Source organism: Rhodocaloribacter sp. (genome assembly GCF_056451265.1).
In genome coordinates this window covers 118,090-131,855 of sequence record NZ_JBWOPL010000071.1, presented here as the reverse complement: position 1 = coordinate 131,855, position 13,766 = coordinate 118,090, and the positions used below count along the sequence as shown (strand labels likewise).

The following is a 13,766-nucleotide window of genomic DNA, read 5'->3' as shown; positions in this document are numbered from 1 at the left end:
CCTCCTCATCGAGAATGGGCAGGCAGGAGATGTCTTTTTCCAGCATCAGCAATGCGGCCTCATCGATGAGCATGTCCCGGTGCGCCGTAATCAGGTGTCGGCTCATGATTCGATGTGCGCGTTTTTCGAGGGTTCGGCGGTCCCGCTCCCGTTCGGAGAGCGTGTCCACGTAGGGGCTCACGGCGCGGAGAAGGTCGCGATCCGAGATGATCCCGACCAGCGTCGAACCATCCATGACGAGCAAATGGTGGATCCCCCCCTTATCCAGCTTAAATTGAACGACCCGGAGCGGATCGTCCATGCGGACCATCATCAGATGCCGGGTCATGATATCGCCGAGAGTCATGTCGTTGACCCCTGTGAGATAAAGATGAGAAAGGCGCACACACGGAAAGAAGCATCTCTCGACAAGACAAACCGAGAGGCGGCTTCTCCAAACAAGATAACCATGGCACACCACAGATTGCACACGATCACCTTCGGCCCCTGTGGCAAAGCCCTATATTGAACCGACACGGACGATTTCTGCAGTCTCGCATAACCCAGATATAGAATATTTTTGCATTATGTCCTTCAAGCTATAACCCGCACTTGACATTGCACCCGGGATTACATATTTGTATGAGTCATTGGCAGTGCATCTGAATTCCTAATAAGGCAATCTCTGGCCCAATCAGGAATTATTTCAGCGAATGCACTATCATTTCCGTAGAACATGTCGGTGTTTTTTTCTTAAAGATTTTTTATCCCGACATACCTTCTGACATCGAGACTTTCGCTTGATCCTTCTTTTTACGCACGTCGGTGATAAAACCGGCTCGTATGAGTGAAAGCTTAACTCCTCGTGCTCATGGACGATATGAGCCTCATCCCCCTCTCACACATGCAATCTAAGCGCACGCCCTGTTTTCACCGTCCCTGAAGGCTCCATCGGGATCTATTACGACGGACGAGCGCGGCAAACCATCCTGCCCGCTCACGCGACCTTAAGTAGCATTCGTTCCATAAGAGGTATCTCTAATGCTGGGTTCGTTTCCCCACCGCACCCTTTCCGTCTGGATCTCGGGTCTCTTCGTGCTCCTGAGCGCCTGCGACGTCCCGACCACCGGCCCCGATTTTTCGTTCTCAACCAGCGTTCGGGCGCCGCTCATCTTCGACAAGACGTTCGTCCTGATGGGCCCGAGTGAGACCGGGTATGAGGCGCTCATCGACACGACCGACGCGACCTTCGACGCGCTCTTCACGGTCAATGACGCCGACCAGACCATCTTCATCATTCAGGACCTCGACGACTTCGAGATCGGCGCCCTCGACGACGTGATCCCCGGCTTCGACATGACGCCGGTGGCGGTGGCGGTGTCCATCGGCGAGTTGGGCCGGCAGAGCTTCAGCGCATCGTTTGAAACGCAACTCGACGTGTTCACGCTCGATCCGAACGATGCCCCGCTGCCGCCCGAGCTTTTCGCCGAGTTGCCCGTCCTGCCCGACCCCGTCAGCGGCGAGACGAACCTCACCATCCCGAACTTCCTCGTCCCGCCCAAGGTCAACCTCGTCACGCTCAACGACCTCAGCCTCGCCGCCGTGCGCTTCACCGACGAGACCGAGGGCGTGAACGCTTTCACAATCGAACTCATCAACGACCTCGCCGCCGAAACGCTCACCTCGGCGACGAACCCGGCAGACCCGGCAAGCGTCACGCTGCTTCAGAATGGCGTCGAGATCGGGAGCGGCGCCTTCGGCTTCGTGGCGCCCGGCGCGCGCGCCACGACCCGCGTCAGCGTTGCCGGACAGCAGTTATCCACCGAAGATCTCACCTATCGCCTCGACGTCGGCGCCGACGGCGACGCTACGCCGTTGCTGTCCAACCCCGGCGCGGTTCGGGTGAAAACGAACCTGGAACCCCTTCGGTACGGCGAGACGGTCGTGACCAACGTGCCCGCGCAATCCGACATCGACTTCTCGAAGAACGAGCTCTCGGTCAGCGCCGAGGACGTCAACTTCAGCGGCATGGTCACGCGCGAGGGAGAAGCCACCATCACCGTGACGAACACGCTGCCGATCATGGTCCGGATCGAGGCGCTCGACATCACGAACGTGGACCCCGTAGACCGCTTTCCCGCCGGATCGACGATCCTTTCCACCAGCGGACCGGAGATCCCCCCCGGCGCTTCGACCGACTTCCCGGTGGACCTGAGCAACGTCGGCATCGGAACGCGCGTGTCGATCTCGGCGCGAGCTTCGAGCGAGGGCGCCGACCAGACGGTCACGCTCAAAGCCGACCAGGGCCTTGCCTTCAGCTTCGACGGCTTCGTCGAAATCGATCGGCTGAGCTTCACCCCCGACGCCGAGACGTTCAACACCGACGGAATATTCGACCTCGACGTGGACGACGTCCGGTTCACCTCCGAGGCGGACTACGTGACGCTGAAGAGCGGCGCGCTCGAAATCTCCGACCTGCTCAACGGATTCGACCTCAGTCTCGAGCGCGTGGACATCAGCCTTCCCGATTTTCGGCTGCCCCCTTATGGCGTCGGCGACACGCTCGTGATCTCTTTTCAGGGCTCCTTCGACAATCCCCAGGCTTTCAAATATCGGAAGATCGACCGGAATGAAGGGCCCAGAGACATTTCCGTGGATCTGAGCGACGTCCGTGTCTATCCGCTCGACAACCAGCTCACGTATCACATTAACGCCACGAGCGAAGCCGCCGCCTCAACGCGCACCATCGATGCGTCGGATGAGATCAGCGCTTCCATCCAGGTGCGCGACGCCGAGATCGGAACCGTCTCCGCCTTCATCGAGCCTTTCTCCACCGACGTAACCGACGACGCCAACGGCGACGGACAACTCGACGTGCTCGACGACGCCGAGGCCGCTCTGACCAGCCTCGACAACCTTGACGACCTCGCCGACCAGGATATCGACGGCCTCAGTTTTTCAGGCTCCGAGTTCACGTTCAATATCCAGACCAACATCACCACCGACCTCGACCTCTACGCAGTGCTCGTCGGCACGACGTCGGACGGGCAGACGGTCTATCTCAGCGGAAAGGGCGCCAACGCCGTCTCCGCCGCCGACACGATGGCCGCCGGGTTCACGGCCGGCGGGGCGCCGGTGCGTCCGGAAGACATGATCCGCCTGTCCCTCGAAGGAGCGCCCGTGCCCGGCCAGACGGTGACGCGGACGGTGGTGCTCGATGCCTCGAACTCGAACGTGGACGCGTTCATCAGCGAACTGCCGCAGGAGGTGCGCTACGTGGGCAGGGCGCTCGTGCAGGCCGGCGGGGGTCACGACGTGCTCGTCGAACCGTTCGAACTCAGCGCTTCCATCGGAGCGAGCATCCCGGTCAACATCGGCGGCGACTTCACCTTCGGCGATGTGGTCGACGCCAACCTCTCGGACCTCTCCGATCTGACCGACCCGACGAAGGACGTGCTCGTCGAGGGCGCCACGCTCCGGCTCGCCTACGAGAACGGCATCCCCCTCGGCCTCGATGCCCGGCTCGAAGTGCTCGATGCCCTCGGCGAGGTGACGGTCGCCTTCCCCACCGAGGGCAACCCGGCCCTCCGCCTCGAACCGGCGAAAACCGACGCCAACGGCACGGCTGCCGAGATGCGCCCGGGCATGGTCGAGATCCCCGTCAGTGAAGATGAGCTTCGCCGGCTCAGCCGGGGACAACAGATCCGGCTCGTGCTCGGCTTCGAGACCGACCCCTCCGGACCCTCGGCGCGCCTCCGCACCGACGACACGGTGAAGCTCAGCCTCCAGGGCGACTTCCGTTTCGAAGTGAACGTCGGCGGAAACTGATCCCGTCCGATCGCCCCAACCGCGTCCCTCCCCTCATGATGCACCATACGATGAACTATTCCCGCCTCTCCAAATACTTCGCCCTTGCGTTTTTCTGTTTCACCGTATCCGCCGAAGTCCAGGCCCAGGTAGAGACGCGCGGCGCCTCGATGCTCGGCACGGGCGGCGGCGGGCCCGCCTTCGTCCGCGACAATGACGCCATCACCTTTAACCCGGCCAACCTCCTTCTGAGTGACCGGGGCGCGCGCGTGGTGCTCACCCTGGGCAATACGTCTGCCTTCAGCGGCGGCGACCTCTTTCAGTTCAACTATTACAACGACTTCTTCACCGGCGGACGGAGCCTGAGCGACGCCGACGTCTCCGAGGTGCTCGACGGCTGGTTCGGGTCCACGGAGGCCAACGAGCAGCGGACGGCGGGGCTGTATGCCACATTTGTCCCCATTGCGCTTACGGTTCGGAAGGACTCTTGGGCGATGGGCGTGGCCGTGCGCGCCCGCTCCTTCAACCGGGTGGGCGTCAACCGGGGATGGCTCGACCTCGTCCTGCGCGGCCTCGATGAGAACCGGAACATCCCCATCGACGGCTCCTTCGCTTCGATGGCGACGACGGAGGTCTCGGTGGCCGTCAATCACCGCATGGGACGCCTCCTCGTCGGCGTGGCTCCGAAGGTCGTCTTCGGCACGAGCTACAGCCGGGGCGTGTTCACCTCCACGGCTTCCGTCTCCGAAGACGCCGTCACGCACGACTTTGACTATACGATCCGCACCGCCGGCGCCATCAGCCGCGACTTTTTCAACACCTTCGACCTCTTTCAGAGCGATCCCTTCAGCGACGTGTCCTTCTCCAACCCCTTCGGTTCGGTGGCCGGCAAAGGGTTCGGCGTTGACCTCGGGCTCACCTATCTGGCCTCGCAGAACGTGCTCGTCTCCGCCAGCCTGACCGACCTCGGCTCGGTCTCGTGGGACACCGACGCGCAGGTGGTGACGCCGACGAACCGTTCGTTCCGCTTCGAGGGGCTCGAACTGGATACGGGTCGCATCAACGATGAGTTCGACGGCGACGTGGGAAGCTATGCCGAGAACGTCCTCGACAGCCTCGCTCGCGATGCCTATGACGACGTAAACCGCGCGCCCGGCGGCTTCTCGACGAGCCTCCCGACGGCGCTGCACTTCGGCTCCGCATGGTACTTCGGACGCCTGTCGATGAACATGGGCCTCTCGAAGGCACTCAACGACGCGCCCGGCAACCTCACCCAAAAGGCCTCTTTCCATGCGGGCGGCGAATACCGCCTCGGTCCGGTCCCGCTTCGGGCGGGATTCCGCTTCGGCGGCAACGGCGCGCTCACCCTAGGCGGCGGCATCGGCCTTCGCACCGGCGTCTATGAGTTCGGCATCGCCGTCTCCGCTTCGCCGAAGTCCGACACGATGGGCGCGGGCGGGCGGTATTCCGTGGCGCTCTCGCTCGTGAACATCCACCTCTGACGCACCGCATACGACCGTGACACGGCTTCCCTCGTGGAGGGGAAAGCGTCTCGGGAAACGTGAGGATCGGGGGGTCGATTGAACAAAGGCCTCCTCACGATTTCCGGCACACTTCCTCCCGAGGGGAGCCTTTTTTTTTGACGGAATGATGAGCGCACGCGAGCCCGATGACATGACCCGAGCGAAGCCCGGACGCACCGAGAAAGCGCACCTTCACGCCACCCGATTGGGGATTTTCTCGCTTCCTTCGAGCACGGCAAGGACGGCCTCGGCGCACATTCGAGCCATGGCGGTGCGAGCCTTGACGGTGGCGCTGGCCAGGTGCGGCGCGAGCACCACGCGGTCGAGCGCGAGGAGCCCCGGATGCACCTCCGGCTCGCGCTCGTACACGTCGAGACCCGCCCCGGCGATCCTCCCCGAGCGAAGCGCCCCGACGAGCGCTTCCTCATCGACAATGGGGCCGCGCGCCGTGTTCACGAGCAACGCCGTCCGCTTCATCTTCGCGAAAGCATCCGCGTCGAAGAGATGGCGGCTCTCGGCGTTGAGCGGGCAGTGGATCGAGACGACGTCGCTTTCGGCGAGGAGGGCGTCCATCGTCACGTACTCGGCCCCGCACAACCTCTCTACGGTCGGGTTGGCGCGTCGGCGGTTGTGATAGCGGACCTTCATCCCGAACCCGAGCGCGCGCCGCGCCACCGCCTGCCCGATGCGCCCGAGACCGACGATGCCGAGCGTCTTTCCCGATAGCTCCATCCCGTGCAAAAGCATCGTTTCCCATCGCCGGAAACGCCCTTCGCGCACGTACCGGTCCGCGGGGATCACGTGACGGGCGACGGCGAGCAGGAGCGCAAACGTGAAGTCGGCGGTGGCTTCGGTGAGCACCCCCGGCGTGTTCGTCACGACGATGCCCCGGGCGCGCGCCGCGTCGAGGTCGATGTTGTCGTATCCGACGGCGCATTGCGCGACGACCTTGAGTCTCGGGCAGGCATCGAGCACCCGCGCGGTGACGGGGTTGTCGAGGAGCGAGATGAGGGCGTCGGCGTCGCGAGCGGCCTCGATCATGCGGTCCTCGTCGCCGCCCGTATCCGGCCCGATGTTGTCGATGACGAGCTCGTGCGCCGCGCGGAGAGGCGCGATGCCGACTTCCGGGAGCGGGCGGGTAATGACGATGCGGGCCATGGCGTGGTGCGGGTGGATGAGAGACGGCGCGATCCTTGCCTTTTTGTGTGGCCGCCAAAATACATTTATTTCCCACCCGCGCACAACCACACGACGGAACCCCTTTCCCTCGCACACGCAGAAACGACCCGGCGCACGGTTCTTCGCGGGCTTTCCGCCAATTCCTTTTTTCCGGGCCCGGACTTTTCCCTATCTTTCGCCCGTTGCGCCCCCCTCCGGCGTCCCGTTCATCCATCCTTCCGAGGCATGTCGCTCCGTCTCTCATCTCGAACGTCGTTCTTCGGCGCCTGCGCGTTGGTCGCGCTTCTCGTCCTCGTCTTTCTCCCCCGGGAAAAGCCCGCCGACCCGGTCGAAGACCCCCTTTCCGCGCCCGAACCCGGTCCCCTCCTCGACGAGTACGGCATCGAAGCGGGACGTTTCCGCACCGTGGACCATCGCATCCGGCGCAACGAGACGTTCACCGACCTGCTCGCCCCGCACCGCGTCGCCTACCCCATCATCGTCCGCGCCGCCGAGATCGCCCGCCCCGTCTTCGACGTGCGCCGTCTCCGCGCGGGCAAGTCGATCCGTCTCTACGTCACCGACGACTCGCTTCAGTCGGTCCGGTATCTCGTCTACGAACAGGACCCGGTTCGCTACGTCGTCTTCGACCTCCGGGACTCGCTCAGGGTTTATGAGCGAGAGCGTCCCGTGCGCGTGGTGGAGCGTGAGGTCGAAGGCGTCATCACGAGTTCGCTCTATAATGCCCTCACCGATCAAAACGTCGACCCCGCGCTCGCCGTCGAGCTTTCGGAAGTGTTCGCCTGGCAGATCGACTTTTACCGCATCCAGAAAGGCGACGCCTTCAAGGTCATCTTCGAAGAAAAGCTGGTCGACGAGCAGCCCTTCGGCATCGGAGCCGTCCGCGCCGCCCGCTTTCGCCACGCCGGGCGCGACTATCTCGCCTTCCGCTTCGTACAGGACGGGAAGCCGGACTTTTTCGACGAGGAAGGAAACAGCCTGAGAAAAGCCTTTTTGATGTCGCCGGTGAAGTTTGCCCGCATCAGTTCGCGGTACTCACGGAGCCGGTTCCATCCGGTTCAGAAGCGATACAAAGCCCACCTGGGCACCGACTATGCCGCACCGCGAGGGACGCCCATCCGCGCCACCGGCGACGGGGTGGTCGTGGAGGCGCGGCACAAAAAATACAACGGCAATTACGTCAAGATTCGGCACAACGGCACGTACACGACGGGCTACCTCCACATGTCGAAGATCGCGAAGGGCATCCGTCCCGGCGCGCAGGTCCGGCAGGGCGACGTGATCGGATACGTCGGCAGCACCGGACTCGCCACCGGACCGCACGTGTGCTATCGGTTCTGGAAAAACGGCAGTCAGGTCAATCATCTCCGAGAAGACTTCCCCTCGTCCGGGCCGGTGTTGGAGGCCAACCGCGAAGCCTTTTTCGCCGTGCGCGACGCTCTGCTCCCCCGCCTGGCCCCGACGCCGCCCCAATACGCCGCCCGCCTCTCGAATCCCGCCGTTGAGATGATGCCGTGAGCGCGCGGATCGCGGGTCATTTCTCCATCGCCCCGGCGGCTTTGAGCGCCGCGTACGCATTGACGATGCCGCCCGTGGCGGAGAGCGTGGCGAAGTCCGCGACGACGCCGTCCGTGCCGGGCACGGCGACCTGCTCGCCCGCGTGCGGGGTGGTCGTCCGCATGAGCAGCTCGGCAACCTGAGGAGCCGAAAGGTCGGGGTAATAGGCCCGCACGAGCGCCGCCACGCCGGAGACCACCGGAGCCGCCATGCTCGTCCCCTGCCGCTCGCCGTATTCGTTGCCGGGGAGCGTCGAGAAGATGGCCACGCCCGGCGCGAAGAGATCGACCGTGGCGGCCCCGTAATTGCTGAAGTCGGCAACGAGTTTCTCGCCGGTCTTCCACGAAGTGGCCCCCACCTCGATCCAGTTCTCGGCCCGACCGCCGTCGGCGAATACGCGGGTGGGGAAGTTGTCCTCCTCGTCGACGTTCTTCGCGTCGTTGCCGGCGGCGTGCACGATCAGCACGTCATGCTCCTGCGCATACCGGACCGCCGCATCGACCGCCTCCTTTTGCGGCGAATAGCTCTTCCCGAAGCTCATGTTGATGACCTCCGCGCCGTTGTCCACCGCATACCGGATGGCATTGGCGACGTCCTTGTCGCGCTCATCGCCGTCGGGGATGGTGCGGATCACCATGATGCGGACCGGTTCGGCGACGCCCTTCGCGCCGAGACCGTTGTCCCGCTCCGCGCCGATGATGCCCGCCACATGCGTCCCGTGCTCGGGGTCGGGACCGATGACGTCCGCGTTCCCATAAATCCGTTCCTCGACGTTCGCATAGTCATCTCCGACGATGGGACGCGGGTCGAAATCAGGGTCGAGGCGATACTGGAGGTCCGTCTCCAGATGCTCGACGTAATCCCGAAGGTCCTTGAGCGTGATCTCATTGGCAAAGAGGAACTGAAGCACCTGCTTGGCCCCGCCGAGTTGCGTCTGCCCCGACTCGATCTTCTGCAGGTCGTCCGCCGTGATTTCCTCCTTGCCGAAGTGCTCCTGGAGGATTTTCGTCGCCCGTTCCGCCGCCGGAAGAAACCCGCCGATATTCGTCAACTGCTCATTTGTAGACGCGACCTTTTCGTCGTACTCGGCTTTGAGGTCGAGGAAGTACCGGTAGAGGTGCTCCTCTTCTTTGGGAATGTCGGCGAGGGTTTTGCCCTCGAAGCGGGGTTTCAGCCGCACGTACTCGCGGGTCAGTTCATAGGTATCGTACCGCACGTTCCGCCCGTCCGGACCGCCGATGAAGTTCCACCCGTGCACGTCGTCGACGTACCCGTTGCCGTCGTCGTCCTTGCCGTTGCCGGGCGTCTCGTCCTCGTTGACCCACACCTTGCCCTGAAGGTCTTCGTGCTCGATGTCCACGCCCGAGTCGATCACGGCGACGACGACGGTCTGCGCGGGCTTCCGACCGTTGAGCAGCGTCTCGTACGCCTCGGCCACACCGACGCCCGGGAAGCCGCCGTCGTCCTCCGTATACTGAAACCAGTCGTCCGGACGCGCCTTCGGGGCAGGGGCTCCGGGCGCGGGCGTTTCATCGGCCCTCGTCTCGGCCCTCGTCGCCGGAGCCTCGGTCGCCGGCGGTTCCGGTTCCGCCGTCTGCGGCCGCGTCGAGGTGCAAGCGGCGAGCGTGAACAGAAAAAGGACGGCGGGCAGGAGTCTGAGCTTCATCATGATCTCGTCGGATGGTGTCGGTAGCGCGTACAGGGCCTCACGCGCCGGGTCGAAAAGAAAGGTTTGAGGAAAGCCGGTGAAACGGGAGAGACCGGGAATGGGTCCCGCTCGGCGCGAACGGCGCACGCGAGCGCGACGCGCAAACGCAACCTGCTTCGCTTCATCTCCGTGTACATTCATTTACCCCGGACCCTTTTCCCATTCAGCCCCCGTTCGCCATGACCAACCGAACCACCGCACGCCGCCGATTTCTCCAGTCTCTTTCGCTCGGTGCGGCGGCGCTGACCGTCGGCGGCGTCCCCTCGGCGCTTGCCCGTCCCTCCCCCGCCCGCACCCGGGCGCTCCGCGATTTCGCCCATGACTTCCTTCCGACCTGGAAACGCGCGGGGGCGTTCACGCTCGCCTATGCCGAGGCCATGCCCGCAGACACGTACGATTTCAGGCCGACGCCCGAGGTCCGCACGTTTGCCGAACAGATCCTCCACATCGCCGGGGCGAACGCCTTTTTCGGCAACCGCGTCAGCGGTCTGCCGCAACCCGATATCGACCTCAAGGGCGCGACGACGAAGGCCGAGATCACGAGCGCCCTCGGAGCGGTGTTCGACTATTGCGCCGCGTGCATCCGGGCCATGCCCACGGCTGAAATCGAGGAGCCGATCAGCCTCTTCGAGCAGAACTTCACGAAGGAGCAGGTCGTCCTCACCATGCGCGACCACGTGACGCACCATCGCGGGCAGACGGCGATCTATCTCCGTCTCAACGGCATCGTCCCGCCGCAGTACGTAGGCTTCTAGCCCCCTTTCACCCGATCGCTCACCCGAAGACGCCCCGTCTCCGGCTCCTCTTTTCCTCTGATCCGAGGGGGAGATCGCCGGGGACGGGGTTGACTTTTGTATGGGGATCCGGCATTTTGAGGTCCCTTTCCGTATGCCGCCGCCATTCTTTTCGGTTCGCATAAGGGGCGCGCGCCGCGTCGGCCATAGATGCACTTTTCTCTGGGCAGACCGCTCTCCGCGTCGTTGCTTCGTTGCCGCCACTTGCCCCCTCTGACGCCATGCCTACGCCAAGGAACCTTTGCCTCCTCGCCCTGCTCCTGATCTGGGCCGTCGTGCCCGCCGACAGTATGAGCCAGTGGATCGATTTTCAGGATGATACCGCCGCGCGCCTGAGCCTGAGCACCGTCACGCTCAACGACGACCAGGAAAAAGACATTGGCGTGACGGACTTCAACCAGGACGGATGGGACGACGTGGTCGTCGTGCGGAAGGAGCCGTTCTCCACGCCCGGCGCGCGCACGGACGTGCTTCTACTCAACGAGAACGGCACGCTCGTCGACCGCACCGCCGAGTACGCACCCGGCTTCCTCACCACGCCCACCGACGCCCGCGACGTGTTCGTGGGCGATTTTGACGGCGACGGGTGGGACGACCTCATCATCGCGAACACCTTTGCCGGGCAACCCCGGTTGTATCGCAACCTCGGCAACGACGGCAACGGCGACTGGCTCGGCCTTGCCGACGAATCCGACACCCGCCTCCCGCTCATCACCGTCGCGCCGCTCCAGTTCTGCGCCGTGTGGGCCGGCGACCTCGACGGGGACGGCTCGCTCGACCTCTATTTCTCCAACTACAAAGAGTTCGGCACCTCCTTCGACGTGCTTCTGATGAACGACGGCGCGGGGTTCTTCACCGACGAGACACTCGCCCGGCTCGGCGACCTCCGCAATTCCGGCTTCGGAACTTCCGTCGAGATTCACGACATGGACAACGACGGCGACCGGGACATCATCAAAACCTCCACGCTCAACAGCGTGCCCCCCTGGAACGCCATCGGCAACTTCCTCCTCTTCAACGACGGCGACGGACATTTCACCAACTGGGAGAAGATCCCCGGCACGTCCCCGTACATGTTCACCACCGGCGACCTGAACGACGACGCCCTGATGGACGTCTACGTCGTCGATGACGGACAAGACTACGTGGACCTCGCCGTGAGCGTGATCCCCGACACTCAGGTGCTGTTTCAGAAAAACACCCTCACCGACTCGCCCCGGACGACCAGCTTCGGCGGAAACGTGAAGCTCGCCGACCTCGACAACGACGGCGACCTCGACCTGGCCATCGCCGACGTGGACGTGGACATCCCCACGTGCACCACCGGCGGCACCTCGCGCCGCTTCACGATGCTCGAAAACGCGGCGCTCCACTCCGGCTCGCTCGCCGACCCCTGGGGCAGCCAGGACAACGCGTGGAACGTCTCCACATTCGACGTCGGCGTCCTCGACATCGACAACGACGGCAAGCTCGACCTTTTCCTCGGCGGATGTCAGAGCTACTTCGTCTTCATGCAGACGTCCGGCGCGCCGGACGTCGTCCTCACGCTCACCCCGGAGAGCACCGACATCGTCATCCCTCCGGGCGGCGGGAGCTTCACGTATGATCTGAACGTCGTGAACAATTCGGCTGCCGCTCAGAACGTGGACCTGTGGCTCGTGCTCGACGGGCCGGGCGGCATCAACCGGACGCTCGCGCAGGTCTCGAAGACGATTCCCGCCGGCGGAAACATCACCCGTACCCTGACGCAGACGATCCCCGGCGGCGCGCCGGCCGGCGACTACACGTTCACCGGCAACGTGGGCACGTTCCCCACGGCGGACGACAGCGACAGCTTCCCCTTCTCGAAGGCGGCGGGGACCGCGCCCGTCGCGGCGCGGGGATGGGCTTCCGACCTCGGCGCACCCGGCGCGAAGGCCGAAGCCGCAGCGGCTCGCCTCGATGCCGACATCACCGGAAAGGCCCTCCCCGATGCGTTTGCGCTCGACCAGAACTACCCCAACCCGTTCAATCCCTCGACCGCGATCAGCTTCGCGCTTCCCGAGCCGGGCCGTGTCTCGCTCCGCGTCTTCAACCTCCTCGGGCAAGAGGTGGCGACCCTCGCCGACGGCTTCCGCGAGGCCGGCCGGCACCGCGTCTCCTTCGACGCCTCCGAGCTGAGCGCCGGCCTCTATCTCTACGTGCTCGAAACCGCCGGCTTCAAGGCCACTCGGCGCATGATGCTCCTGAAATGAACCTCTGACGGGACCAACCCCGACATCCTTTTTCGCTTCGTACCCACGGTCTTCGGCCCTCACGCCGGAGACCGTTTTTTTCTCATCATTCTCTCATCAAAGGGTGAGAACCCTTCTCTGCCGATGCCCGTTGCCACTTCATACGCATCCTTGCGACCGCCTGTCGCTCGATGATCCTTCCCACAAAACTGATGAGGCCGGCCATGTGGAGACTTGCGGGTGTCCTCGCGATTCTTTTCCTCCCGTTCCCCCACCGCTCCCACGCCGCACCTCCCGACTCGACCGCCGCTCCTCCGCCCGAAGTTCGCCTCACCCGGGTCGAGCTTCGCATGGAAATGATCCATCCGGGTCTGACGGTGCAACCCTCCTCGCTCGTCCCGGTCCGCCTCGCCCCCGCTCCGACGCTCTCCGCAACGCCCGAATGGCGCCCGGGTATACGGGACGGCTCCCCGCTCGACACGCTCCACATGTCCTTCCTCGAAAAAGGACTCTGGGGACGGCACGGCCTGTTCCGCGCAACGGGAATCTTTAAAACGGACCGGGAAACTCCCGTCAACGACCTCCGGCGCATCGTCAAGATCCGGCGGAAGATGCTCTCGCTCCATCAGACCCTCGGCCTCGTCACCGTCGCCTCGATGGCCACGACGGTCATCGCAGGGCAGGCGGCCTTCAACGGCGGCAACGGCAACGTCCACACGACGTCCGTCTCGCTCACCATCGGGCTGTATACGGCCACGGCGGCGCTGGCCTTCGCCTCGCCCCCCAAACTCATCCGGGGCGGCGGCGGGCTCGACACCATCACCTTCCACAAGATTTTTGCCGCCCTGCACCTTGCCGGCATGATCCTCACGCCGATGTTCGCGCCGGACGACGAGGGCGGCGGCTCGCGGTCCCGGCTACGGACCCATCAGGCGCTCGGCTATGCCACCTTCGCCGCCTTCAGCGCGGGAATGATCGTGGTGACTTTCTTCAAATGACCCCCCCG

Annotated in this window: 9 protein-coding genes; 6 read left to right on the top strand and 3 right to left on the bottom strand. The window is 64.1% G+C overall.

All coding sequences use genetic code 11. From position 1 onward, the window contains the following. Positions 1–346, bottom strand: a 346-nt coding sequence (locus tag AC1HIY_RS13255; RefSeq protein ID WP_479577225.1) for a CBS domain-containing protein, incomplete at its 3' end; no start/stop codon positions are given. A 674-nt stretch (positions 347–1,020) separates the two neighbouring features. Here AC1HIY_RS13255 and AC1HIY_RS13250 point away from each other — a divergent pair. Together AC1HIY_RS13250 and AC1HIY_RS13245 are read left to right on the top strand one after the other, a co-directional pair. Beyond that, the gene (locus AC1HIY_RS13250) at positions 1,021–3,807 is read left to right on the top strand and encodes a hypothetical protein (RefSeq protein WP_479577224.1); all 2,787 of its coding nucleotides are present in this window, start codon (positions 1,021–1,023) and stop codon (positions 3,805–3,807) included. Between the two features lie 35 nt (positions 3,808–3,842). Beyond that, positions 3,843–5,288 carry a DUF5723 family protein gene (locus AC1HIY_RS13245; protein ID WP_479577223.1) on the top strand — a complete coding sequence of 482 codons (1,446 nt, stop codon included), beginning with the start codon at positions 3,843–3,845 and terminating at the stop codon, positions 5,286–5,288. Between the two features lie 213 nt (positions 5,289–5,501). Here the strand turns inward: AC1HIY_RS13245 and AC1HIY_RS13240 are convergent, their stop codons facing one another. Next, complete coding sequence (locus AC1HIY_RS13240; protein ID WP_479577222.1) at positions 5,502–6,467, bottom strand: 2-hydroxyacid dehydrogenase; 966 nt, start codon at positions 6,465–6,467, stop codon at positions 5,502–5,504. Between the two features lie 246 nt (positions 6,468–6,713). Here AC1HIY_RS13240 and AC1HIY_RS13235 point away from each other — a divergent pair, with 246 nt between their 5' ends. Continuing rightward, on the top strand, positions 6,714–8,006 hold the full coding sequence (locus AC1HIY_RS13235) for a peptidoglycan DD-metalloendopeptidase family protein (RefSeq protein ID WP_479577221.1): 1,293 nt from the start codon (positions 6,714–6,716) through the stop codon (positions 8,004–8,006). A gap of 16 nt (positions 8,007–8,022) precedes the next feature. Here the strand turns inward: AC1HIY_RS13235 and AC1HIY_RS13230 are convergent, their stop codons facing one another. Then, positions 8,023–9,714, bottom strand: coding sequence for a S8 family peptidase (locus tag AC1HIY_RS13230; RefSeq protein ID WP_479577220.1), 1,692 nt, complete (start codon positions 9,712–9,714; stop codon positions 8,023–8,025). Positions 9,715–9,932: 218 nt separating this feature from the next. Here AC1HIY_RS13230 and AC1HIY_RS13225 point away from each other — a divergent pair, with 218 nt between their 5' ends. The 3 genes from AC1HIY_RS13225 (at position 9,933) to AC1HIY_RS13215 (ending at position 13,758) form a co-directional block, all read left to right on the top strand. Continuing rightward, complete coding sequence (locus tag AC1HIY_RS13225) at positions 9,933–10,508, top strand: DinB family protein (protein ID WP_479577219.1); 576 nt, start codon at positions 9,933–9,935, stop codon at positions 10,506–10,508. 260 nt (positions 10,509–10,768) lie between these two features. Beyond that, positions 10,769–12,781: an FG-GAP-like repeat-containing protein gene (locus AC1HIY_RS13220; protein ID WP_479577218.1), complete on the top strand. Its 2,013-nt coding sequence runs from the start codon at positions 10,769–10,771 to the stop codon at positions 12,779–12,781. 203 nt (positions 12,782–12,984) lie between these two features. Continuing rightward, positions 12,985–13,758, top strand: coding sequence for a hypothetical protein (locus AC1HIY_RS13215; protein WP_479577217.1), 774 nt, complete (start codon positions 12,985–12,987; stop codon positions 13,756–13,758). The last annotated feature ends 8 nt before the right edge of the window (positions 13,759–13,766 follow it).

Excerpts from the sequence above, each read along its gene's own strand:
- AC1HIY_RS13225 (WP_479577219.1), top strand. The coding sequence starts at position 9,933 with ATGACCAACCGAACCACCGCACGCCGCCGATTTCTCCAGTCTCTTTCG.
- AC1HIY_RS13230 (WP_479577220.1), bottom strand. The coding sequence starts at position 9,714 with ATGATGAAGCTCAGACTCCTGCCCGCCGTCCTTTTTCTGTTCACGCTC.
- AC1HIY_RS13240 (WP_479577222.1), bottom strand. The coding sequence starts at position 6,467 with ATGGCCCGCATCGTCATTACCCGCCCGCTCCCGGAAGTCGGCATCGCG.
- AC1HIY_RS13235 (WP_479577221.1), top strand. The coding sequence starts at position 6,714 with ATGTCGCTCCGTCTCTCATCTCGAACGTCGTTCTTCGGCGCCTGCGCG.
- AC1HIY_RS13250 (WP_479577224.1), top strand. The coding sequence starts at position 1,021 with ATGCTGGGTTCGTTTCCCCACCGCACCCTTTCCGTCTGGATCTCGGGT.
- AC1HIY_RS13245 (WP_479577223.1), top strand. The coding sequence starts at position 3,843 with ATGATGCACCATACGATGAACTATTCCCGCCTCTCCAAATACTTCGCC.
- AC1HIY_RS13220 (WP_479577218.1), top strand. The coding sequence starts at position 10,769 with ATGCCTACGCCAAGGAACCTTTGCCTCCTCGCCCTGCTCCTGATCTGG.
- AC1HIY_RS13215 (WP_479577217.1), top strand. The coding sequence starts at position 12,985 with ATGTGGAGACTTGCGGGTGTCCTCGCGATTCTTTTCCTCCCGTTCCCC.